20 protein-coding genes and 1 pseudogene are annotated in these 23,062 nt (G+C 58.6%); 13 read left to right on the forward strand and 8 right to left on the reverse strand.

Annotated elements, in window-relative coordinates; translation table 11 throughout:
- Window positions 1-107: 107 nt before the first annotated feature.
- From Q8X48_RS20605 to Q8X48_RS20625, 5 genes and pseudogenes are all read left to right on the forward strand, one after another.
- The gene (locus Q8X48_RS20605) at window positions 108-1,106 is read left to right on the forward strand and encodes an NADP-dependent oxidoreductase (protein ID WP_407801879.1); all 999 of its coding nucleotides are present in this window, start codon (window positions 108-110) and stop codon (window positions 1,104-1,106) included.
- A gap of 117 nt (window positions 1,107-1,223) precedes the next feature.
- Window positions 1,224-1,571 (forward strand): annotated as a pseudogene (locus Q8X48_RS20610) (IS5/IS1182 family transposase); the annotation flags it as partial.
- Window positions 1,572-2,070: 499 nt separating this feature from the next.
- Window positions 2,071-2,970, forward strand: a complete 900-nt coding sequence (ttdA, locus tag Q8X48_RS20615; protein ID WP_008004557.1) for a L(+)-tartrate dehydratase subunit alpha — start codon at window positions 2,071-2,073, stop codon at window positions 2,968-2,970.
- Window positions 2,967-3,575 (forward strand): L(+)-tartrate dehydratase subunit beta, encoded by a 609-nt coding sequence (gene ttdB, locus Q8X48_RS20620; RefSeq protein ID WP_007972978.1) that lies wholly within the window; start codon window positions 2,967-2,969, stop codon window positions 3,573-3,575. Before ttdA ends, ttdB begins: the two co-directional genes overlap by 4 nt.
- Before the next feature lie 354 nt (window positions 3,576-3,929).
- The gene (locus Q8X48_RS20625) at window positions 3,930-4,841 is read left to right on the forward strand and encodes a LysR family transcriptional regulator (protein WP_407801788.1); all 912 of its coding nucleotides are present in this window, start codon (window positions 3,930-3,932) and stop codon (window positions 4,839-4,841) included.
- A gap of 52 nt (window positions 4,842-4,893) precedes the next feature.
- On the opposite strand, the gene Q8X48_RS20630 is transcribed toward Q8X48_RS20625, so the two are convergent.
- The gene (locus tag Q8X48_RS20630; RefSeq protein ID WP_007972982.1) at window positions 4,894-6,246 is read right to left on the reverse strand and encodes a dicarboxylate/amino acid:cation symporter; all 1,353 of its coding nucleotides are present in this window, start codon (window positions 6,244-6,246) and stop codon (window positions 4,894-4,896) included.
- Between the two features lie 94 nt (window positions 6,247-6,340).
- A complete protein-coding gene (locus Q8X48_RS20635; protein ID WP_116582194.1) occupies window positions 6,341-7,399 on the reverse strand; it encodes a tartrate dehydrogenase in 1,059 nt (352 codons plus the stop codon).
- Window positions 7,400-7,737: 338 nt separating this feature from the next.
- On the opposite strand from Q8X48_RS20635, the gene Q8X48_RS20640 reads away from it, so the two are divergent.
- The 5 genes from Q8X48_RS20640 (at window position 7,738) to Q8X48_RS20660 (ending at window position 15,500) form a co-directional block, all read left to right on the forward strand.
- Window positions 7,738-8,544: a lytic transglycosylase domain-containing protein gene (locus Q8X48_RS20640; protein ID WP_407801789.1), complete on the forward strand. Its 807-nt coding sequence runs from the start codon at window positions 7,738-7,740 to the stop codon at window positions 8,542-8,544.
- A 277-nt stretch (window positions 8,545-8,821) separates the two neighbouring features.
- On the forward strand, window positions 8,822-9,976 hold the full coding sequence (locus Q8X48_RS20645) for an HD domain-containing phosphohydrolase (RefSeq protein WP_407801790.1): 1,155 nt from the start codon (window positions 8,822-8,824) through the stop codon (window positions 9,974-9,976).
- Window positions 9,977-10,014: 38 nt separating this feature from the next.
- Entirely contained in the window at window positions 10,015-14,430 is a 4,416-nt protein-coding gene (locus Q8X48_RS20650) for a response regulator (protein WP_407801791.1), read from the forward strand.
- Between the two features lie 249 nt (window positions 14,431-14,679).
- Window positions 14,680-15,021 (forward strand): YciI family protein, encoded by a 342-nt coding sequence (locus Q8X48_RS20655; RefSeq protein ID WP_407801792.1) that lies wholly within the window; start codon window positions 14,680-14,682, stop codon window positions 15,019-15,021.
- A 71-nt stretch (window positions 15,022-15,092) separates the two neighbouring features.
- Window positions 15,093-15,500, forward strand: a complete 408-nt coding sequence (locus Q8X48_RS20660; RefSeq protein ID WP_172435749.1) for a hypothetical protein — start codon at window positions 15,093-15,095, stop codon at window positions 15,498-15,500.
- Between the two features lie 290 nt (window positions 15,501-15,790).
- On the opposite strand, the gene Q8X48_RS20665 is transcribed toward Q8X48_RS20660, so the two are convergent.
- Genes Q8X48_RS20665 through Q8X48_RS20680 form a run of 4 tightly spaced genes read right to left on the reverse strand, consistent with a single transcriptional unit; the run spans window position 15,791 to window position 18,850 of the window.
- Complete coding sequence (locus Q8X48_RS20665; RefSeq protein WP_407801794.1) at window positions 15,791-16,522, reverse strand: MBL fold metallo-hydrolase; 732 nt, start codon at window positions 16,520-16,522, stop codon at window positions 15,791-15,793.
- An 8-nt stretch (window positions 16,523-16,530) separates the two neighbouring features.
- Window positions 16,531-17,307 (reverse strand): amino acid ABC transporter ATP-binding protein, encoded by a 777-nt coding sequence (locus Q8X48_RS20670; RefSeq protein ID WP_407801795.1) that lies wholly within the window; start codon window positions 17,305-17,307, stop codon window positions 16,531-16,533.
- A 29-nt stretch (window positions 17,308-17,336) separates the two neighbouring features.
- The gene (locus tag Q8X48_RS20675; protein WP_407801796.1) at window positions 17,337-18,077 is read right to left on the reverse strand and encodes an amino acid ABC transporter permease; all 741 of its coding nucleotides are present in this window, start codon (window positions 18,075-18,077) and stop codon (window positions 17,337-17,339) included.
- The gene (locus tag Q8X48_RS20680; protein ID WP_407801797.1) at window positions 18,029-18,850 is read right to left on the reverse strand and encodes an ABC transporter substrate-binding protein; all 822 of its coding nucleotides are present in this window, start codon (window positions 18,848-18,850) and stop codon (window positions 18,029-18,031) included. The genes Q8X48_RS20675 and Q8X48_RS20680 overlap by 49 nt, the downstream gene beginning before the upstream one ends.
- A 137-nt stretch (window positions 18,851-18,987) precedes the next feature.
- Between Q8X48_RS20680 and Q8X48_RS20685 the strand changes: the two genes are divergently transcribed.
- On the forward strand, window positions 18,988-19,893 hold the full coding sequence (locus Q8X48_RS20685; RefSeq protein WP_407801798.1) for a LysR substrate-binding domain-containing protein: 906 nt from the start codon (window positions 18,988-18,990) through the stop codon (window positions 19,891-19,893).
- Window positions 19,894-20,174: 281 nt separating this feature from the next.
- Here the strand turns inward: Q8X48_RS20685 and Q8X48_RS20690 are convergent, their stop codons facing one another.
- Window positions 20,175-20,609 (reverse strand): GFA family protein, encoded by a 435-nt coding sequence (locus Q8X48_RS20690; protein ID WP_407801799.1) that lies wholly within the window; start codon window positions 20,607-20,609, stop codon window positions 20,175-20,177.
- Window positions 20,610-20,680: 71 nt separating this feature from the next.
- Window positions 20,681-21,622, reverse strand: coding sequence for a carbon-nitrogen hydrolase family protein (locus Q8X48_RS20695; RefSeq protein WP_407801800.1), 942 nt, complete (start codon window positions 21,620-21,622; stop codon window positions 20,681-20,683).
- Between the two features lie 103 nt (window positions 21,623-21,725).
- Here Q8X48_RS20695 and Q8X48_RS20700 point away from each other — a divergent pair, with 103 nt between their 5' ends.
- Together Q8X48_RS20700 and Q8X48_RS20705 are read left to right on the forward strand one after the other, a co-directional pair.
- Window positions 21,726-22,427, forward strand: coding sequence for a winged helix-turn-helix transcriptional regulator (locus Q8X48_RS20700; RefSeq protein ID WP_407801801.1), 702 nt, complete (start codon window positions 21,726-21,728; stop codon window positions 22,425-22,427).
- Window positions 22,428-22,522: 95 nt separating this feature from the next.
- Window positions 22,523-22,975: a thiol-disulfide oxidoreductase DCC family protein gene (locus Q8X48_RS20705; RefSeq protein WP_407801880.1), complete on the forward strand. Its 453-nt coding sequence runs from the start codon at window positions 22,523-22,525 to the stop codon at window positions 22,973-22,975.
- Window positions 22,976-23,062: the final 87 nt, after the last annotated feature.

Below are 23,062 nucleotides of genomic sequence, written 5' to 3' on the forward strand. Positions count from 1 at the left end.
TTTGTTTTTCAAGCAGAAGTGGGCATACGAGATTCCACTACTTCTCGTGGGCTCGGAGATGTGGATAAGAGTCAGCCCTCCCTCCAACCGACAAGAGCCGCACCACGATGAAGGCATTTCTAATTGATCGCTATGGCAAGAATAACGGGCGCATTGGCGAAGTGCCCGCCCCCGTGGTGGGCGCCCACGACGTCTTGATCGAGGTACACGCCAGCAGCGTCAACGTGCTGGATTCGAAGATCAGCAAAGGCGAATTCAAACTGATCCTGCCCTATGCATTTCCGCTGGTGCTGGGCAATGACCTGGCCGGCGTAGTGGTTCGGATTGGAGCACAGGTGACGGGGTTCAAGCCGGGAGACGAGGTCTACGCTCGCCCGCCTGAAGCACGGATCGGAACGTTCGCCGAATTGATCGCTGTGGACGAAAACGCGGTTGCACGCAAACCCGCCAATACCACCATGGCACAAGCCGCGTCCCTCCCCTTGGTTGCACTGACCGCCTGGCAAGTGCTGGTCGAAACCGCCCAACTGAAAAAGGGCCAGAAAATACTGATCCACGCCGGCTCCGGCGGCGTCGGCACCCTCGCCATCCAGCTCGCCAAACACCTCGGCGCCTTTGTCGCGACCACCACCAGCACCGCGAATGTCGAATGGGTGAAGGCACTCGGGGCCGATGCAGTGATCGACTACACACAGCAGAACTTCGAGAGTGTCCTGTACGACTATGACGTGGTGTTGAACAGCCTCGGCGCCGATGTACTGGAGAAGTCACTCAAGGTCCTCAAGCCCGGCGGCCAGCTCATTTCCATCTCAGGCCCACCCACTGCACAGTTCGCGCAGGAGCAAAGGTTGTCCTGGCCATTGCAGCAAGTCATGCGCCTGCTGAGCCTTGGCATTCGTCGCAAAGCGCGCAAGCAGGATGTCAGCTATGGGTTCGTGTTCATGCGGGCCAATGGCGCTCAACTGCAACAAATCACCGCGCTCGTTGAGGACGGAATCATCAAGCCTGTGGTTGATCGCTCCTTCACCTTTGAATCAACGGCAGAGGCGTTGAAGTACGTCGAGCAGGGACGCGCCAAGGGCAAGGTCGTTGTTACGCTCAAATGACGACGCCACAGATCGATGAGCTAACCGCAGGGGCTGAGCAACTTTCACTGCCTCAGCGGTCATCATCCGAGGTGAACATCGAGGCCAAGGCACCTTACTTCCCGAGAGTCTCTGAGCAACGTTGGTTCCGACCGCGATCAACTCAGTTCAATGGCCAAGCAGGCCCGCGAGGCGATAGTGTCAGAAACGTTGTCGGTAGTGGCGGACCGAGGTTACTTCAAAAGCGAACAAATCCTCGCTTGTCACGATGCCTGCATCACCGCCCATGTGCCCAAACCGATGACCTCTGGAGCCAAGGTTGACGGGCGCTTCAATAACGATGCCTTCATCTATGACGCGGCAAAAAACGAATACATTTGCCCCCCTGGCGAGGCGCTGATCTGACCCTACTCCTACGTTGAAAAAAGCCTGAATCTGCACCGTTACTGGAGCTCGAAATGCCAGGGCTGCACGTTGAAAGCACAGGATCCAAGACGATGAAGACCATGAGCGTTTTTACACACTCTGGGCCAGTAGCATCCATTCAGGCCACCAGCAATGCTTCATCGATTTCAACCGAAGAAGCCATCCCCTCCCGATCTACTCGCAACGCCTCCCCTCTGAGCCGCCGTCAGCTTGCGATCAAATGCAATCCATCAAAATCGATGCCCACAGTTGAGATGCCAGGTTCTCACCTTCTACCCCATGCCCGATTCACACCTCACATCCCTCGTTAAAAGCCATTTCACGCGTCTTTCCAACCCCACAAACCGCCTCTCGACTTCACCCCAGATAATTAACTTCAAGTAAACAGTGTAATAACCAAGACCCCATTCAATCCTTTTAGCTCAGCTGATAATTTTAATTCAGCGCCTTAACCACATTCATTATATGGAATTGCCCCTTGGGCATGCCGGCGTCCTTTCGCACAACCAAAAGCTCCAAAACAAAAAAACAAGCCTTGAGATGCAGTGAGGAAACCAAAGTGGATAAAGACTCAGCCGTTGATTCGCTGACTGATGTGATGGCCAAGTTCACGGCCTATATCGGCAAGCGCCTGCCCACCGACGTGAAGAAAAAGACCGCCCAGTTGCGCGCAGCGGAAACCAATCCATTGGCCATTGCTGTCTATGACTCCATGGCCGAGAACCAGGACTACGCCGACAAGCTGGATCGGCCCAGCTGTCAGGACACTGGGGTGATTCAGTACTTCATCAGCGCTGGCGCCCGGTTCCCGCTGTTGGGCGAGCTGGAGAGCATCCTCGAAAACGCCACGCGCGAGGCCACCATCAAGGGCCCCCTGCGCCATAACGCAGTGGAGACCTTTATTGAGAAGAACACCGGCACCAACACTGGCTCGAAGATTCCGTGGCTGGACTGGGAGATCATTCCGGATGCCGACTATGCCTTGATCGATGTGTACATGGCCGGTGGCGGTTGCACGTTGCCTGGCTCGGCGAAGGTGTTGATGCCTGGTCAGGGTTATGAAGGCATCACCGAGTTTGTCTTTGACGTCATTACGTCGCGCGGCGTCAATGCCTGCCCGCCGCTGTTGGTTGGCGTGGGCGTCTCGACGTCGGTGGAGACGGCTGCCCGTTTGTCCAAGCGGGCGATTCTGCGCCCGGTGGACTCCAGCCACCCGAACGAAAGCGCGGCACTCATGGAGCAATTGCTGGAGGAAGGGTTGAACGAGGTGGGCATCGGCCCACAGGGCCTGACCGGTAACAGCAGTGTGATGGGGGTGAACATCGAGTCATCGGCGCGTCACCCTTCCACCATTGGCGTGGCCGTGTCCACCGGTTGCTGGGCACATCGGCGCGGCAAGATCCGCATCAACGCCGACCTGTCCTACGACATCCTCTCCCATGAAGGAGTAGTACTGTGATCAAAGTCCTTAATACCCCTATCAAGGACGAGGACCTGGCCGGTCTGAACGTCGGTGACGTGGTGTACCTCACAGGCCAACTGGTGACCTGCCGTGACGTGGCGCACCGCCGCCTGATCGAGCTCAAGCGCGAGCTACCGGTAGACTTGCGCGGTGGCGCGATATTCCATGCCGGCCCCATCGTGCGCAAGAAAGATGATGGCAACTTCGAGATGGTGTCCATCGGGCCGACCACCAGCATGCGCATGGAAAAATTCGAGAAGCAGTTTATCGAACAAACCGGGGTCAAACTGATCATCGGCAAAGGCGGCATGGGGCCTGAAACAACCGCTGGCTGCCTGGAAAACAAGGCGGTGCATGCGGTGTTCCCGGGTGGTTGCGCGGTATTGGCCGCCACCAAGGTGGAGGAAATCGAGCGCGCCGAGTGGCAGGACCTGGGCATGCCGGAAACCCTTTGGGTGAACCGGGTACGCGAGTTCGGCCCACTGATCATTTCCATCGACACCAAGGGCAACAACCTCTTCGAACAGAACAAGGTGCGCTTCAACGAGCGCAAAGGCTCGATCATCGAGAAGATCAACGCCCAGGTACGCTTCATTAAATGATCCGCGGGTAGGTAATTTTGTTCACTTAAGTACAAACAGATCACCTGTGGCGAGGGAGCTTGCTCCCTCGCCACAGGTTGTGCTTCCCGATCCCCCGTAATGCCCTCAGCAACACCCTTTCCTGCAAATGCCCTGAGCCTTCCTGGCACTCCTGGACTGCACGTCCTTCAACCACCCTCCTCTGCGGAAAAACCAGGCCCGCGATCCTCACGGCTCGTGCCCGGCCAATCGCTCACGCCTGCGAAAACGGCATAGACACAAAGGCTTTTCGCGCAGGATCGGCTGGAGTATATGTATTGAAACGCAAGCGATGGTTTAGCGTAAAACAACGCGATAATTAATCTGGAGTCATGAATGACGAACACCCAGGACTTGGGTTTTTTCTTCCTGCTGGCTAAACAGGGCAGCCTGGTCGCCACCGCCAGGGAGCTTGGCGTGACGCCACCGGCCGTCAGTAAACGCCTGGCTTCGCTGGAAGCACGGCTGGGGGTTCAGCTTGTCAACCGCACTACCCGCTCCATGAGCCTTACCCCCGAGGGTGAACTGTATTACGCGCATACCGCGCGCATTCTTACCCAGGTCGACGAAATGGAGCAGCTGGTCTGCAGCAGCCGCGCCACACCCAAGGGGCTGATCCGGGTGAACGCATCGCTGGGTTTCGGTCGCCGGCATATCGGTCCTGCGCTGGCGGCTTTCTACGCCCGTTATCCGGAGGTGGAAATCCAGCTGGAAATCAGTGACCACCCGTTGGATCTCGCCACCCACGGCTTCGACTTGGGCATTCGCTTCGGCACGCTGCCGGACGCTGCGCTACATGCCCGCAAAATTGCCTCAAACCGACGCTTGCTGTGCGCTTCGCCGATTTATCTGGATAAGCATGGGACCCCGGAGAAACTCTCCGACCTGCAAAACCATAACTGCATTTTCATTCGACAGAACGAATCTCCCTACGGTGTATGGAACTTCAACAACGGCGGGCGGACCGAGAGCATCAAGGTTCGCGGGGCCCTGGGTTGCAACGACGGTGAGGTCGCCCTGAACTGGGCGCTGGAGGGTTACGGTGTGCTGCTGCGCGCCGAGTGGGACATCGCCCGCTATGTGCGCAGCGGGCGGCTGCGTCTGGTGATGGAGGACCATACCCCCACCCGCGCAGACGTGTATGCGGTTTACCCGCAGCAACTGCACCTGTCAGCCCGGGTACGCAGCCTGATCGACTTTCTGATCGAGCGCTTCAAGCAGATCGATAACATCGAAGACCGCGGATAAAAAAAGCTGTCGACTCCACGGGGAAATCGACAGCTCAATGACGACCTTTCGATCAGATGTGGGAGGCTGTTTTCACACCACCCAATGGATGGGCATTTTCAGGCTGCAAGGTGAAGCTCGGGGCCTTGGCGGCTGCCACCTCCTCCACCACCTGCTCTTCACCATCGAGTACCCGTTTCAGCCGCGCTGTATCCAGCGCCCCCACCCACTTCGCAATGGCCAGGCACCCTACCCCGTTGCCGATGGTATTGGTGATGGCGCGGGCCTCGGACATGAATCGATCGACGCCCAGCAGCAGCACCATGCCTGACACCGGAATGTTGCCCAGGGAGGCCAGCGTCGCGGCGAGGATGATGAAGCCCGAGCCACTCACCCCCGCCGAACCCTTGGAGGTAAACATCAACACCGCCAGGACAATCAACTGGTCGGTCAAGGTCAATGGCGTGTTGGTCGCCTGAGCGATGAAGATGGCGGCGATGGTGTAGTAGATGGCCTGGCCGTCCGGGTTGAAGCTCAGCCCGGCGGGAATCATCATGCCGGCCACCGGCTTGGAGCACCCTGCCTGTTCCATTTTGGTGATCATCTGTGGCAGCACCGACTCCGAGGAACTGGTGCCCAGTACGGTGAACAGCTCTTCCTTGATGTAGCGCAGGAACTTCCACAAGCTGAACCCGCTGTAGCGGCAGATCGGCCCTAGCACGAAGATCACGAACACCACGCAGGTCAGGTACACACAGGCCATCAGCTTGCCCAACGAGAACATCGAGCCGAAACCGTATTTACCGATGGTGAAAGCAATGGCCCCGAACGCGCCGAGGGGCGCCAGACGCATCACCATGTTGACGATGTTGAACATGCCGCGCATGAGGCTGTCGATGACGTCGATGAAGATCCTGGCGCGGGGACCGGCATTGGCCAGGGCTACGCCGAGCAGGATAGAGAACAGCAGGATCTGCAGCACATTCCCCTTGGCGAAAGCATCGACGATGGTGTCCGGAATGATGCTCAGGATGAAATCCATGAACGAGTTGTGCGGTGCCTGGGTGGTGTAGGTGGCAATGCTGGAGGTGTCCAGTGCCTTGGGGTCGATGTTCATGCCGGCACCAGGCTTGAACACATCCACCACGATCAGGCCGATGGCCAGGGCCAAGGTGGACACCACTTCGAAGTAGAGCAATGCGCGCACGCCCACGCGCCCCAGTTCCTTCATGTTTTCCATGCGTGCGATGCCGCTGACCACTGTCAGGAAGATCACCGGGGCGAGGAGCATCTTGATCAGTTTGATGAAGCCGTCGCCGATGGGTTTGAGCGCTGTCCCTGTTTCGGGAAACAGCACCCCGACGATAGCGCCGAGTACGACGGCGATGAGTACTTGTACATAGAGTTTGCCGAGTATGCGTTTCATGGCGGACCCTGAATTTTTATTGTTGTCAGGAAATGCCCGGGAGTCCGGTTCGAGTGACCGGCCCCCGTGGCGCAATAGCACGATCAGGAAGTGTTTAACGCCGCAGCAGCGCAATGACTGCATCGGTCACCTGGCGAGTGGTGGCCGTGCCGCCCAGGTCAGGGGTATGCACGCCCGCCTCGGTCACGGCTTCGATGGCCGACATCAACTGACGCGATGCCTGCACCTCGCCCAGGTGTTCGAGCATCATGGCGGCGGTCCAGAAGGTCGCGATCGGGTTGGCCACGCCTTTGCCGGTGATGTCAAAGGCGGAGCCGTGGATGGGCTCGAACATCGACGGGAATTTCTTGCCCGGGTTGAGGTTGGCGGTGGGCGCGATGCCCAGGCTGCCCGACAGCGCAGCAGCCAGGTCCGAGAGAATGTCGGCGTGCAGGTTGGTGGCCACGATCACATCCAGGGTGGATGGCTTGAGCACCATGCGGGTGGTCACGGCGTCTACCAGCTCCTTGTCGATTTTCACGTCAGGGAAGTCCTTCGCCACTTCGTAGAAAATCTCATCCCACAGCACCATGCCATGGCGCTGGGCATTGGATTTGGTGACCATGGTCAGGTGCTTGCGTGGCCGGGTACGCGCCAGCTCGAAGGCAAAGCGATGGATTCGCTCGACACCGGCACGGGTAAACACCGAAACCTCGGTAGCCACCTCTTCCGGCAAGCCCCGATGCACCCGGCCACCGTTGCCGGAGTACTCGCCTTCGGAGTTTTCGCGGATCACCACCCAATCGATCTCGTGGCCGTTGTTCAGTGGGCTTTTTACACCCGGCAACACGCGAGCCGGACGCACGTTGGCGTACTGGTCGAAGCCTTGGCAGATCGGCAGGCGCAGCCCCCAGAGGGAGACGTGGTCCGGCACATTCAGCGCCCCCACGGCGCCAAAGAAAATGGAATCGAATGTCTTGAGTTCTTCCAGGCCACCTTCGGGAATGTAGTGGCCGTTTTTCAGGAAGTTGTCAGAGTTCCAGTCAAAGTGCTTGAAGTCCAGGGCAAAGGTACCCAGGCATTCGGCCAGTGCCTTGAGCACTTCAACACCCGCGTCGATCACCTCCACGCCGATACCGTCACCAGGAACCGCTGCAATTTTGTAAGTGTTCATCGTCAACTCCACCTTTTATTTTCGTGCGCCTTCGAAGGGAGATCAGCCGGCGTGTGGCTGGAATATACGAAGTGAGCAACAGGCGTTGGTTAACTCAAAATCACTACATTATTAAATTCAATTCATTAATTCCTGTTGGGCTTGCTGGTTTATTCAGAGTGACTGCGACAGGCAGCTCTGGGTCCAGGCAGCCCGTACGTCAACGCAAGTTCCAAGGCCGGTAACAAGGGGTATAACTATCAGAACAAAAGGCGGGTCACCCGGAACAGGCCCTCCAACGGCAGCGCCCGGACCGAGCGCCCCAAGCCTGATCGGCGCCTGCGGCGCGGAGCGATGTGATGAGTTGCAGAGCATGGCGATGGGCTTGCAAGAGCCTTCTTGGCTGCATCGGGCTGACCTTGCTGGTCGCTCCACTGTGCGCCAGCGCCATGTACAAATGCCAGGCCAGGGACGGAGCCATCAGCTACAGCAGCCAAGCCATCGCCAGCGCCCGCTGCACTCGCCTCAATGGCATGGCGGGCACGGGTGTCGGCGCCAAGGCAAAGGCCCTGCCACGGGTTGTGCGGGACGATAACTCAGACGCGGTGCGGGTTCGGGTGTTCACCTTCATCCACAGGGGTGTTCGTCAATATGTGAGCCGCCGCCCCGTCGGGATTTCCGCACGGGTCGATGTCATCGATCTCTATTTCATCAAGGGCTGCTACCTGTGCAAGGCGCCGAAGGATTTCAAGGTCGCCTCACTGCGCCTGGACACCCAATCCTATCGGCGGGAGATCGAAGCCGCTTCGGGCCTTTATGGTGTCGACCGGGCGCTGGTCCGCGCAGTGATACATGCCGAATCGGCGTTTCGCCCCTACGCCATTTCCGAAGCTGGCGCCCAGGGGCTGATGCAGTTGATGCCTGCCACCGCCGCGCGTTTCGCCGTGGACGATCCGTTCGACGCACGACAGAACATTCGTGGCGGCGTGCGCTACCTGGCCTGGCTGCTCAAGCGCTTCAACGGCAACCAGGTGCTGGCGTTGGCAGGTTACAACGCCGGCGAAGCGTCCGTGGTCGAGTACAACGGGGTGCCCCCCTACGCCGAGACGCAATCCTACGTCACCCTCGTGCAGTCCTTGACCGAACGCTATCGCAACCATCGCTAGTGCCCTGGGGCGCATAACCCGCAACAGGTAATACGCCGGGCGGGGGAATGGCTCAAGCGAATCTTCTCGATCAGCGGTCGCTATCGGCTGTGGATTCAACCGGTCGTTGCAACAGATTGGCTGAATCGTTCAGCGGGTGTTTCGCAATTCCGTGTTTTCCGAGGGCGGCTATTGAGCTGCCTTGATTCTCCATCAGCAATTGCGATGAATAGAGCTACGCTTGTCTGCAATGGAGGGACTTTGCGCAGTCCTTCATAGGGCAGCGGAGCCAAAAGACATGGGAATTGAACAGGATGTTTATCCTGCGGCCACCGTTCTGGTGGTCGATGACACACCAGACAACTTGATGCTGATGACCGACCTGCTCAAGGACAGGTATAGGGTCAAGGCCGCCAACTGCGGCGAAACGGCGTTGCGCGTGCTGCAAAACAATCCACTGCCGGATCTGATCCTGCTCGACATCATGATGCCGGGGTTGTCGGGTCATGACGTCGCCCGGCTGCTGCAGCAAGATCCGCGCACCCGCCATATTCCGATCATTTTTCTCACTGCCCTGGCGTCAATGGAAAACGAAATCCAGGGCCTGGAGCTGGGCGCGGTCGACTACATCACCAAGCCGATCAGTCCGCCATTGGTCCTGGCCCGGGTGCAGACCCAACTGAAGATCAAGGCCGCGGCTGACTTCCTTCGCGATCAGAACGACTTCCTCGAACAGGAAGTCCAGCGCCGTACCCGTGAGGTGGTAGCCATTCAGGATGTCACTATCCAGGCGATGGCTTCGCTGGCAGAGACCCGCGACAACGAGACGGGCAACCACATCCGTCGTACCCAACACTACGTCAGGCTGCTGGCTGAACTGTTGCGCGATCATCCGCGTTTCAATCCGTTCCTGGACGATGACAGCATCCGCCAGCTGTTCAGGTCGGCACCGCTGCACGATATCGGCAAGATCGGCATTGCTGATCACATCCTGCTTAAACCGGGGCGATTCACCCCGGAAGAATTTGAAATCATGAAGACCCACACCACCCTGGGGCGCGATGCCATTCAGCGTGCCGAGGATCAGTTGGGCCTTTCGGTGGACTTTCTGCGCATGGCCAAGGAAATCGCCTACAGCCACCAGGAGAAGTGGGATGGCAGCGGCTACCCGCAGGGACTGGTTGGCGAAGAAATCCCTATGAGTGCCCGATTGATGGCGGTTGCAGATGTCTATGACGCACTGATCAGTCGTCGTGTGTACAAGGCTGGAATGCCGCATGAACAGGCCGTGGAGATCATTCGGCAGGGGCGCGCGAGCCACTTCGACCCAGACGTCTGTGATGCCTTCCTTGCCAACGCCGAGCAATTCCATGTCATTGCCGAGCGCTTTGCCGACAGCGATCAGGACATGGCCATGCTGGTCGACCTGCAACGCACTCTCCAGAAACCCTGAACGGTCAACGCGCCGGTTTTTCATCAGCGGGAATTGCCATGACCCGAGTACTCGCTCAACTTGAACGTCTGCCTCTTCGTATCAAGCTGATCCTCGGCTTCGCGACGCTAGGGGCGCTGGTTCTGGTGCTCGGCGTGCAGAGCCTGCGTACCCAGGATTTGTTGAAAGCGGATATGCAGAGGCTGTACCAGCATGAGTTAGCGGGTATTGAACCCTTGCAGGAAGCGCGGGTGCAGATGTCGCATCTCATGCAGGGATTGCAGCATGCCGTCGGCAGCAGCAGCGAAGATGATCGTAGCAAGGGCGTCGAGCAATTTCGTGAGGCTCGACAACATCTTCAAGAAGCGTTGCTGCAAACACAACCGACCCTCTGGCGCGAGGAAAATCAAGAGCGATTCGCCACCTTCGAGGTTTTGTTGAAGCGTTTGCTGCACGACGGTGAGACAGCACTGGAACTGGCCGATAAAGGGGAGCAAGCGCAAGCCTTGCGGCTGATCAATAGCATCGGGTTCCAGGGGGTGGATGAGCGAGGGGACAACTTGCTCAAGCAGATGGCGCAAATCAAACAGGCGTCCATTCATAATACGGCCAAACAGATCGCAGAATTTGCCGGGCGCAGCACCCGGCTCACCTATCAATTGCTGCTCGGCGGCCTGACACTGGCGCTGTTGATGGGCTGGTTGATCAGCCGTTCGATTCGCCTGCCCCTTTACCGGGTTCGCGCCGCCGTTGACGAGCTGACCGCCGGCCGACTGGACGGGACGATTCCCCATACCGATCTGCAAAATGAAACCGGTGATCTGGCGCGTGCAATCGCGACGCTGCAGACCGAGTCGCAACAATTGGAACGCCAACGCTGGGTCAAGGCGCAAACCGAGCAACTCCAGGCTGACTTGCCACAAGCGGAAACGCCACGCGAGCTGGCCCAGGTCTTTTTGCGCCATATGGCGAACATGCTCGGCATCTGCCGGGGCGTGCTCTATAGCGTGCAAGAGCAGGATGAAAGCCTGCAGCTGATTGGCGGTTACGCGACCGATCCCGATTACCCGCCGGCGCCGACGGTGGCTCTGGGAGCCGGGCTTCTAGGGCAATGCGCGCTGGATCGAGCGCCCCGTGAATTGCAGGGGCTGACGCAGCCGCTCGGACGGTTGCATTCGCAGTTGGGTGAAGTGCCGGCCAGCTATCTGCTGGTGCAGCCGGTATTGCGCGGTGAACGTCTGCTCGGTGTGCTCGAGCTGGCGGGTCATCAACCGCTGGGGGCCCGTGAACAGTCGCTGTTGCAGGAGGCCATGCCACGCCTGGCCGGAGCCATGGCGGTGATGGAGCGTCATCTGGCGGTGCAATCCTTGCTGAGCGAGACCCGGCGCCAGGCCGACGAAATGGGTCAGCAGGCCTTGCGGCTTGAGCTTCAATCGAAGGAGCTGGAGGCACAACAGACTGCGTTGCGTGCCACCAAGGCCTGGTATCGCGCGATCCTCGAGGCGGCACCGGACGGCATGATCGTCATCAATGCCGAGGGCGAAATCCTGATCACCAACCCGCAACTGGACACGCTGTTCGGTTATGCCACGGGTGAGTTGGTGGGCGAGACCATCGAGCGGCTGGTGCCTGATGCGGCGCGCGGCCGGCATGTGACGTTGCGCAATGGCTTCATCGCCCATGGCAGCACCCGGCAGATGGGCGCGAAACTGGATGACCTCAAAGGCCTTCGCAAGGATGGCAGCCAGTTTTCCGTGGAGATCGGCCTGTCGCACTTGCCGCTTCTGGAGGGGCGAGGCACCTGTATCTGCGCTTCGGTTCGTGATGTCAGCGAGCGACGGCAGATGCAAGCGGCACTCAAATCCAGCGAAACGCAGTTGCGTGCAGTATTGGACAGCAGTCCGGTGGCCATGCTGATCCGTGGCGATGATGGCCGCCTGAGCTACTGCAACCCGGAGCTGGAGGGCCTGTTCGGCGTCAGCCGCGAGCAACTTGGCGAGATGGACGAAAGTCGCTTCTGGTGCGATGCACAAGCGCGCGGCCGCTTCCTGGACGCGGCCGCCAAGGGCGCGGTTTTAAACTTCGAGGCCAGCCTGCAGCGCGATGGTGGAAAGCGTTTCGAGGTCTTGCTCTCGGCCGTCCCCCTGACACTCGGTGAGCGCAACATCAGCGCCAGTTGGTATTACGACATCACCGACCGCAAGGCCGCCGAGGCGCTAGTACAGCACGCCCGGGAGATCGCCGAAGAGGCGACACGGGCCAAAAGCGAATTCCTCGCCAACATGAGCCATGAAATCCGCACGCCGATGAATGCCATTATCGGCATGAGTCACCTGGCGCTGCGCACCAACCTCGATAACCGGCAACGCAACTACATTGTGAAAGTGCATCGCTCGGCGGAGAACCTGCTGGGGATCATCAACGACATCCTCGATTTCTCCAAGATCGAAGCCGGCAGGATGGACCTGGAGCGTATTCCGTTCCGCCTGGAAGACGTGCTGGAGAATTTCACCAACGTGGTGGGCCTGAGGGCCGAGGATAAAGGCCTGGAGCTGCTCTACAGCACGGTTGCCGATTTGCCGACCGCACTGATTGGCGACCCGTTGCGGCTGGGCCAGGTCCTGGCCAACCTGGGCAACAACGCGACGAAGTTCACCGAACAGGGTGAAATCGTGCTGGGTATCGAGCGCCTCGGGAGTGACGAGGGCAAGGCCGAGCTGCATTTCTGGGTGCGCGACACGGGCATCGGCATGAGCGAAGAGCAATGCCAGAGAATTTTTCAGTCTTTCATCCAGGCCGATAGTTCCACGACTCGCAAGTACGGAGGGACCGGCCTGGGACTGGCGATCTCCAAGCGCCTGGTGGAGATGATGGGAGGCCGCATCTGGGTCGAAAGTGTGCTGGGAAGTGGTTCGACGTTTCACTTTTGCGTGAGTCTGGACATGCAGGCAGATGCTCCTGCGCGACGCATGTTCACCGCCGATGAGCTGCTGGGCATCCGCGTGCTGGTGGTCGATGACAACGCCAGTGCCCGGGAAATTCTTTCGGGCATGGCGCACAGCTTCGGTGTCGAAGTGGACGTCGCCGAAAGTGGTCGCATGGCCTTGCGCATGCTGGCGCAGGCCGAGAAAGATTCACTGCCTTTCGACCTGGTCCTGATGGACTGGCGGATGCCGGGCATGGATGGGGTGGAGACGGTCCGCCAGATGCGCTGCGCCAACCTGGCACGCACACCGTCAGTCATCATGGTCACCGCCCTTGATCGCGAGGAGTTACTTGAACAGGCCAGGCACCAGGACGTCCATCTGCCGGTGGTGCTGACCAAGCCGGTCACTCCGTCCACCTTGCTGGAAGCCTTAGGCACAGTGTTCGGCAAAGTGCCGCAAACCGGTACCCGCGCCCATGAGCGCAACGAGCAGAGCGCTGACAACATGGCACGCCTGAAGGGTGCGCGCCTGCTGCTGGTGGAGGACAACGAACTGAACAGGGAGCTGGCGTGCGACTTGTTGCAAGAGGCAGGCATCGAGCTCGAGCTGGCAGATGATGGCCAACAGGCACTCGACAGGTTGGCCCGGGACGGCGATTTCGACGGTGTGCTGATGGACTGCCAGATGCCGGTGATGGACGGCTATACCGCGACCCGCAGGATTCGCCAGCAATCGGACTTCGCGGCGTTGCCGATCATCGCCATGACCGCCGACGCCATGGCCGGGGACCGCGAACGCGCCCTGGCCTGCGGCATGAATGACCACCTGTCCAAGCCATTGGACGTAGACGGCATGTTCGCCACGCTGGCCAGGTGGATCAAGCCACGGCCCGGGCGTGGCGGCCGGGCGCGGGAGGTGACCGTTGCCGAGACATCCGGACAGTTGCCCGCCGAGCTTGCAGGTATCGATCAGGTCGCCGGACTGGCTGCCTGTTCGGGCAAGACGGCCCTTTACTTGCGACTGTTGCGCACATTCCATGGGACCCAGAAGAACTTCGTCGAACAGTTCAAAACGGCAATCACCGATGCCGATCCGACGGCGGCTGTTCGAATGGCTCACACGTTGCGTGGTAACGCGGGGAACATCGGCGCCAAGGCGCTGGCACAGGCTGCAGCACGGCTGGAGCAAGCGTGCCGGACTGGCGAGCCGAGCGATGGAGTGCAAGCTCACTTGACCGAGGTCAGGCGGTGTTTGATCCCCGTATTGAGCGCGCTGGCCCTTTTGCCCGAGGAACAAACGGCTTCAGGGGCGCAGCCGCCGCAGCCCGAGGCGGAGCTCAGTGACCGGCTCACCCGGCTCGAGCAATTATTGGCCGAGAGTGACACCGCAGCCATTGAGGCGCTTGATGAGTTACGGCGGCTGTCTCTCGGTGATGCATTGGCCAGGCGTCTGAACCGGGTGGCGCAGCAACTTGAGCGCTTCGACTTTGATCGGGCCCTGGCGTTGCTGCAAGGGGAAATCGAACGCTCCGCCCTGCCCCCTGAATGACCGTCGCTTGGGAACTCCGGGGTTTGAATCAATCACCTTTTGCAGGCATCAAATGGCTGACTGCCATGGTCGTTTTCAGTCCCTCACGACAGGCAGCTGTCGGCCAGGAACTGTCGCCGACGAGCGGCAGCCTTGCGGTGGCCCAATGCGCTAGCCTTTAAACGCTTGCCCGAGCAGCCAGCGAGTCCATTGGACGGTGCATGCCGCCTGCAGGCATCACGACCGCCATCAATTCCCGGAAGAGGCACCGTGGCCAAATACCTGATCTCTTTTCCAAGCGCGGCGATGGTTGTGCCCGATGGCGAATGGGGAGCGGTGCGCCGCGACTCACACGCTGTGATTGATGAGGCGAAAACCGCCGGTGTCTACGTCTTCGGCGGCGGAATCGACGACGGCGTACCGCCCATACTCGTCTCGGCTGACGGCGCGGTTGCAATGGGCGGCTATCCTTGGGCGCCCACGCTCGACGGCGGTTTCACTGTGCTGGAACTGACTTCGCGCGATGAAGCCATAGCGTGGGCAGCGCGCCTCGCCAAGGCCTGTCGCTGTGACCAGGAACTGCGCGTCTTCGGGTTCGACCCGCAGTCCTGAGGGCAGCACTGAAACCGGCAAGTGCGGCCTGACACTTCATTCATTGCAGATCATCACAGGTACGCCCCACCATGCGAAATCCACTCAAGCATTCAAGAGTTCGTTCTGGTTTTTTACTGGGTGTTATCTCAATGGGGCTGACCGCTTGCACCAGCGACGAGAACATGACTGCAGCGACTAAAGAAATTACTCGACCACCTGTCGATGACAGCGAGACGTCGTCTGTGCGAATCACAACCAGTTGGCTGCAACACTCACTTAGCCAAACGGGTTGCCTTCAGCACGCCAGAGCGGCTCTTACAAAAGCGAGATATTTTGTTGAAGCAGGAGACAGATCAGTCTATGGGTTGCGTGAAGGCATGACTTTTGCGATTCGCTGCGACTACGAAGGCGTTGCTTTTCTCGCCGTAGCTTATCGCCACAGGCCAAGTACTCAAACCCAGGATCGGATCCTGAATGAAATCACCAGGCTGTTTTAAGGACTGCAGACGAGCGCTACAGGGGCTCGCCCGCAGGGTGGCCAATGCCGGTCCTCTTCCCTGAGGCAAAGCATTGGACTTACCCTTCCCGGACGGTACCTGGAATAGTCATCGAGGGATTCTTGCGTCACTTGCGATCGGTTGAATCCACAGTCAATCGCCCTGTTCACAACAGACAGCATTCGGCCAATGGCTGTCCTTTATGAACGGCAGCAATGGTCAAAGGACAATCGTTTGCGGTAATGCGATGCCAAGGGCGGAAATAACACGTTCGTCGATAACCCGCCCGATCAGAGCGTTGCCTTGGCTGATGTTCCCTGAAGATAATGCCTCGCGATCGCTTTCATCTGCTCGGAGGACATTGCCGCGCCATGCCCTCCGTGAATGCACTGCACCTCCAGATCGATCAAACGTTGCATCGTCTGACGGTAAAGAGCCTGATTCGAGCAGGGCAGGTTATCGACCAGACCACCGATATAGATGACGTCACCACTGAAAAGTACACCTGCCGATTCGTCGAACAGGCCGATGGAACCATGAGAGTGGCCGGGTAAATGAAGTACCCGCAGCTGTTTGTCTCCCAGATCGATGATGTCTCCCTCCTCCACAGTTTGGGTCAATGGAGCCGGCCTGATGCAATAGTGCTCAGGCGTCCAGTTCAGGCACGGTGATTGCTGCACTGCGCCAGGCAAGCTGCGAAACACATGAGCCAAAGTCTCCTGATCAACCATCCGGGCAAAATGTTCCGCCTCGGCAGGGTGCCCGAGTCGTGTTTCGAACTCATGGAAACCGCCGATATGATCGGCATGAATATGGGTAGCCACCGCAACAAGCCGCTTACCTTCTTCCAGAGTCAGGGCCGGTCGCAAGGGAACCAACCCCATGCCAAAATCAATCACCAGATCTGCATCGCGCCCTCGCACGTGAAAGAGGTTGGCGGCAAAGTAGCGGTGCACATGAGGCTCGCTCAAGCGAGTGATGCCATTGCCCAGGTCCTGCCTTTCGTACCATTCATCCCTCATGGGCCACCTCAATGCAGAAGCTGGCCAAGAAATCGCTGGGTGCGTTCGTGGCTTGGCTGGGTGAATATCTGATCAGGGGAACCGCACTCGACGATTTGACCTGCGTCCATGAAGACAACCTTGTCGGCCACCTTGCGAGCAAATCCCATTTCGTGGGTAACACACACCATGGTCATCCCCTCTTCCGCCAGTTGAACCATGGTGTCGAGCACCTCTTTGATCATCTCCGGGTCCAGCGCCGAGGTCGGTTCATCGAACAGCATCACCCGGGGATTCATGCACAAGGCTCGTGCAATGGCGACTCGCTGCTGTTGGCCTCCCGAGAGTTTGGCGGGATAGCAATGGGCTTTGTCCGGGATGCGTACCCGCTCCAGGTAATGCATGGCCAGCTCTTCTGCTTCTCGGCGAGACATCTTGCGTACCCAACGTGGCGCCAGTGTGCAGTTCTCAAGGATAGTGAGGTGGGGAAATAGATTGAAATGCTGAAACACCATACCCACTTCACTACGCACCCGGTCGATGCGTTTGAGTTGGCCGGTAAGCTCCACACCGTCGACGACGATTCGTCCTTCCTGGTGTTCTTCAAGGCGATTGATGCAGCGAATCAGGCTGGACTTTCCGGAGCCGGAGGGCCCGCAAATGACCACACGTTCGCCTTGCTGGACATCCAGATCAACGTTTTTCAGTACCTGGAACGCTCCGTACCATTTGCCAAGCCCCCGAATTTCCACCGCAGTAGGCTGAGTCTTGGCAAGCTTGACTGGCGTATCAATGGACAGTTTCATGGTGTCTCCTGTTTTGCCGAAAACCGCTCTTAGCGGTAGCCGTTGGAAAGAACGCGCTCGACGCGCATCTGCATGCCCGTCAATACCGAGACCAGCAACATGTAGTAAACCAGCGCGGCGCTGTACCACTCCAGGAACTGAAAGCTCGTGGCAATTGCAAACTGGGTGGTGGTCATCAACTCATTCAAAGAGATAATGGTCGCCAGGGAAGTGGCCTTGAGCAGTGAGATGAACTCGTTAACCAAAGCGGGTAGCGCAATACGCAAGGCTTGCGGCAACACCACCAGCATGAACACTTGCCATCGATGCAAACCCAATGCCGCTGCGCCTTCGCGCTGGCCGCTGCTCACCGCAGCAAATGCACTGCGAAATATCTCGGTCAGATAAGCGATCTGTATTAGCGTTAGAGCAATGAATGCCGCCAGAAAAGGCGTGAACCAGCCGCCACGAAAACTGGGGATCAGCTGCGGTAGCCCATTCCAGATAAACAGCAAGACCAGCAACGCCGGAGCACCACGGAACAACCACACATAACTGGCCATCGACCAGCGCACGCCGCGCCGCGACGAAGTTGCACAGGAGCCGGTGAACAGCGAAACCACCATCGACAACGCCATCACGCCAACCGACAACACAAGGGTCAACAGCGCCCCTTTAGCCAGCGGCCAGCCGAATACGGCGCCCAAAAATAACGAAGAATCAAACACCATGACGCTCACCCTTACTGCTGAGCCAATTGGACGTCTGTCGACTGGGTCGGCAAATTCCACTTGGTGAGCAGCGTTTTCAGCTCACCACTTTGCTGCAAGGCACCCAGCGCATTGTTGAGTTGTTGCAAATCGGCAGGGTTCTTGCGCAGGTAAAGTCCAAACAGTTCAGCGTCTGGATAGGTATAGGTAATCTGTAGTTGCCCTGGCACCTGGGTACTACGATAAGCCGCTGTTGTATCCTGGGTGATCGTCGCCGTTGCTCGCCCTACGAGAACCTGCTGGATCACCGCCGAAGCCGACGGGTACGTCTGCATGCTGATGGGCTTACGACCGCTTTCTACCAGTTGTTTGTTGAGAGCCTTCACCGTTTCCTCGTAGGTGGTGCCCGCCTCGATAGCGATCACCTTGCCGCTCAGATCCTCCGGTTTGCGGGTTTGTTCATCCCGTGCCGACGTCACCATGACCTTGGACGATTTGAAATAGCCAACACCGTCGTAGCGCTTCAAACGTTCGCTGGTAAGGGTCATGCCGCTGGCAACGACATCACAGCGTTCTGAGTCGAGAGACGGCAACAAACCTTTGAAATCGCCCACAACCAACTGGAGTTTTACGCCCCAGTGTTTGGCCAGCGCAGCCATGACATCCACCTCAAAACCAACCATCTGGGTGTCGCCGGGCTTGGCGTAGAACTCCATCGGTGGAAACTCGCCGGCAGTACAGACTTTTAATGTGTCGCCCTGAACGAACGAAGGTTTCGTGCTGCTCAAATCAGCTGCAACAGCCAAGCTGCTGGCCATACCCAAACCCAGGAAAACTGCGGCTACTTGGTTCATGACATTTCTCTTGTTGTTTTGATGGTTTAGAGGAGCAATGCGGTAACGCAGCGCAATGGTGCTGGCGACAAAGAGGGCAAACAAGCTAAACTTTTTATAAGATTATTATTTAGAAAAACTAAAACACAGGTATAGCAATGGCGCTCCCTCCCCTCCATAGTTTTCGGGTATTCGAATGTGTCGCACGACTGGGCAATATCGCCGCGGCGGCAGTGGAGTTGCATGTCACCACGGGCGCAATCAGTCAGCAGCTTCGGGTTCTGCAAAGTGGGCTGGGTAAGGAGTTATTCGAGAAGAAAGGTCGACGACTTGTCCTGACCGACAATGGCCGTCTCTTGCAACATCGGGTAGCCAACGCGATTTGCGAAATCCAGGATGGGGTGCGGCAGCTGTCCAGTAAACATCCAGGAGAACGGCAGAAAATCGAACTGACGCTTTCTATCCCCAGCGTGCATGGCGTAACTTGGCTTGCCACGCGGCTGTTCGCGTTCATGGATGAAAATCCACACATCAAGTTGAATGTCATCACCGCAAGTTACTTCAATACAGTCGATTGGCGACGCGCCGATCTGGCGGTGATTTACGGCGTCCCTCCCTGGCCTGGCTTCTGGTGGCGATTAGTGCATGGGATCCGCATGACACCGGTATGTAGCCCCCAACTATTGCGTGGCCCCAAGGCCATTCGAAGCGTGTCCGACCTGGCTCATTATCGTTTACTTCATGAAGACGATGGCGCGCAGTGGCGCCGCTGGCTTTCCGAGGCCCGATTTGGGCTATCGAGTGACTCGGATATTTACTTCGATGATTTCGGCATGGTTCTGCAAGCTGCTCGCGATGGGTACGGCGTGGCACTCAGTGATGAGGTTGTGTCCGCCCGCGATCTCGATGAAGGCCGACTGGTACAGCCTCTCGCCCTTGCCGTGCCGGCTTTGCAGAACTATTACTGCGTGTGCAGCGAAGGCAATCGCGATCGTGAGGAAGTAAGCAATTTCATCGAGTGGCTGATTGCGCAGTCGCGGCCACCTGTAACACCTCAGGCGTAAACAGCCTTTAGCAGGGAGCTGGCACATTCGACAACATGACGGCTCCCCCCCTGAATTCGAGTGTGACCGTCAGCTTTGGGTCCAGAATGTGTAAAAACGCTTCGCCAATATTGAAGTGGGCGCATCTACGTTAAATCTGAAATTTATCGACACGTCAGCAGATGGGGATTTCGCGTAGAGGCGCGATTTCCAGTCCGGTTTTGAGTACCGGTCGCACTCAAAAACGTTTTTACACACCCTCGACCCATAGCGCCCCGTCACAGCGTCTGGAAAACCTGACGCTACTCATCCACGCTGACACCCGATCCGCCTGATTCGCTGGGGACATCCTTCAGCTTGGGCAACCCATCCTTGATGCGCAGCCTGGCCTCCTGATAGTGGACATGAACGCCTGGCGAATACACGAGATCCGGGATGACGGCGGCATACACGTCGATGAGCCCCATCCCCGGGTGTTCGGTGAAGAGGTGCCCGCCGCAACGCTTGCACCACTTGCGATAACTCTGCGGTGTCTTGTTGTAGGTGCCAATGTTGTCAGCCCCCCGGGTTATTTGCACCGCCTCGGGTTTCCACAGCGTGAAGGCATTGACCGGCGCTGCTGACCAATGTCGACACGACTCGCAATGGCAATAGCCCATTGCAGCCGGCTCACCGCTGACGGTGAACTCGACTGCGCCGCAAAAACAACTGCCTTTGTAAGACCTTTGAATGCTCATGGAATGACTCCTTCATCAGTTGTTACGCATACCGTCGAAGTTGAGATGGATCGCCTGAGCGTTGGTGACTTTCACCCGTCGATATAGCGCACCGCTGTCGCCGGCGTGCGTCGCACCTGCAGTTCGAAAATGTCAGGGCGCGCATAGTGCCCGGTGACGTCGAGCGTGCGCCGCGCTGGCGCCACGAGTGAGACGTCGATGTCCGCATACAGAATGCCTGTCTCTCGGTGCAGTGGACCGGCTGTGATCCGGCCTTGAGGGTTGACCACCACCGAGTCGCCGTCGTTGATCCACTCTTGCGGATCGGGAAACAGTTGCATGCGAGCCGGAAAGTCATCGGGAATGTCGCTGCCGCGCAGCGAGGTGCCACTGCCGAGCACCCAGCATCGCCCTTCGAGTGCAATGTGACGCATCGTGCTGATCCAACCCTCGCCGGTGTCGTACGTGGGGGCGACGTAGATTTCCACGCCCTGGGCATACAATGAATAGCGCGCCAGGGGCATGTAGTTTTCCCAGCAGATGAGCGTACCAATGCGGCCGACGGGTGTATCGACCGTACGCAACCCTGACGCATCACCGAAACCGTGGACCATGCGCTCGGGGTTCGTTGGCATCAGCTTGCGATGCCGGTTGAGCACTTCGCCGTCCGTACCGATAACGACTACGCTGTTGTAGAGCGTGCCGCCTCCATTACGCCCCTCGCATTCATTGATGCCGCATACGATTGTCACGGCATGAGCGCTGGCGGCCTCGCACAATTCGTTCAGGTCACCGTTCGCGATATCGACGGCGTTGGCCAGCAGACGCGTGTGCAACTGGCCCATTAAAGCTCCGTCTTTTCCCGCCGCCAGCCGCCAGATCCACGACGGGTAACCTGGAATGAACGATTCGGGTAAAACAATCAACGAGGCTCCCGCCGCCGCGGCCTCAGCGACCGATTGCACGGCTCGGGCGATCGTCGCGCTGCGATCGAGCAGCACTGGCGGCCGCTGAATGATGGCTATCTTGGTCATGACGTTCTCCTGAGACAGTGGGTTTCGCAGGTTTGAGCGTGCACGTGGCGAAGTCGCGAGGCTAGTTCAGAAACTGAAGCGTTGTAGTTGCGGAGTACAGGCGATGGACGAAAGCTACGGTCAGTTTTGTACGGTCGCGCGTGGTGCTGAAGCACTGTGCGAGCGCTGGACGCCTTTGGTCGTGCGCGAGCTGCTATGTGGCAGTAAGCGCTTCAATGAACTGCACCGCGGCGTACCACGGATGTCCACCAGCTTGCTGGCACAGCGGCTGCGCCACCTGGAAGATATCGGTGTCGTACATCGCACAGCCGCAGGCAAGGTCTGGGAGTACAGCCTGACCGAGGCAGGCGAGGAATTGCGCCCCATCATAATGGCGCTAGGCCACTGGGGCGCACGCTGGATAGGTAGCCGCCTTCGCGATAACGAACTCGATGCGGGCCTGCTCATGTGGGACGTGCGCCGGTTCGCGCGCATCGAGATGTTCCCGTCCCGGTCGGTGGTCATCCACTTCAGGTTCCGCGACGCGCGCTCCGGCGAGAAAGAATGGTGGCTTGTGGTCGAACATGGTGTGGCAGATCTGTGCCGCGATGACCCCGGACGCGAACTCACGCTCGTCGTAGACTCTAGCGTGCGCGCGTTGACCGAGGTGTGGACTGGCGACCGCACACCCAGGGAGGTTCTTCAGTCGCGGGAGCTGCGTGTAGACGGCGCTGTGCAGGATGCGGAAAACTTGTGGCGCTGGCTTGGCACGAGTGCGTTCGCCGGTTCCCGGAGCGCTGCAATCCAGCCTTTGCAGTCGCCATAGAGAACTGTCCGCTTGTGGCCATCAGCCAATTGCAGACTTCAACGCTGGCGCACGGTTATGATCGCGGATACCCAGGCGCCCTTGGACCCACGCTCATGCCAGCCTCGAAAATCCTCCCCTCCCCCGCGCCGCTGCTCAAACCCGGTGAGACGGTGGTGTTGTTCGACGGTGTCTGCAAGCTGTGCAATGGCTGGGTGAGGTTCGTGATTCGCCATGACCGCCAGCGGCGCGTGCGGTTGGCGGCGGTTCAGTCACCCGAGGGGCAGGCGCTGCTCGCCTGGGCAGGTTTGCCCATGGATCAATTCCACAGCATGGCGGTGATCCGCGACCGATTCTACTGGGAGCGTTCCCAAGCATTTTTCGAAATCTTTGCCCAGTTGCCCGCCATCTGGCGCCCTGTGAACCTGTTGCGCATCATCCCTCGCCAACTTCGAGATTGGGCCTACAACCGCATTGCGCTCAATCGCTATCGGCTCTTCGGGAAATACGACACCTGCCTGTTGCCGGATCCGGATCATGAACAGCGCTTTTTGAAAGCGCCCCGGTGAACGCCTTAGGGCGACATCACGAGCTGGATCATTACCCGGCTTGAAGCTATACCGAAAGGGTTCCGGGCGGAGATGGACCACAGGCTC

The sequence above is a fragment of the Pseudomonas sp. QLc11A genome (assembly GCF_052112305.1).
In the GTDB taxonomy this organism is placed as follows: Bacteria; Pseudomonadota; Gammaproteobacteria; order Pseudomonadales; family Pseudomonadaceae; genus Aquipseudomonas; species Aquipseudomonas laurylsulfatiphila.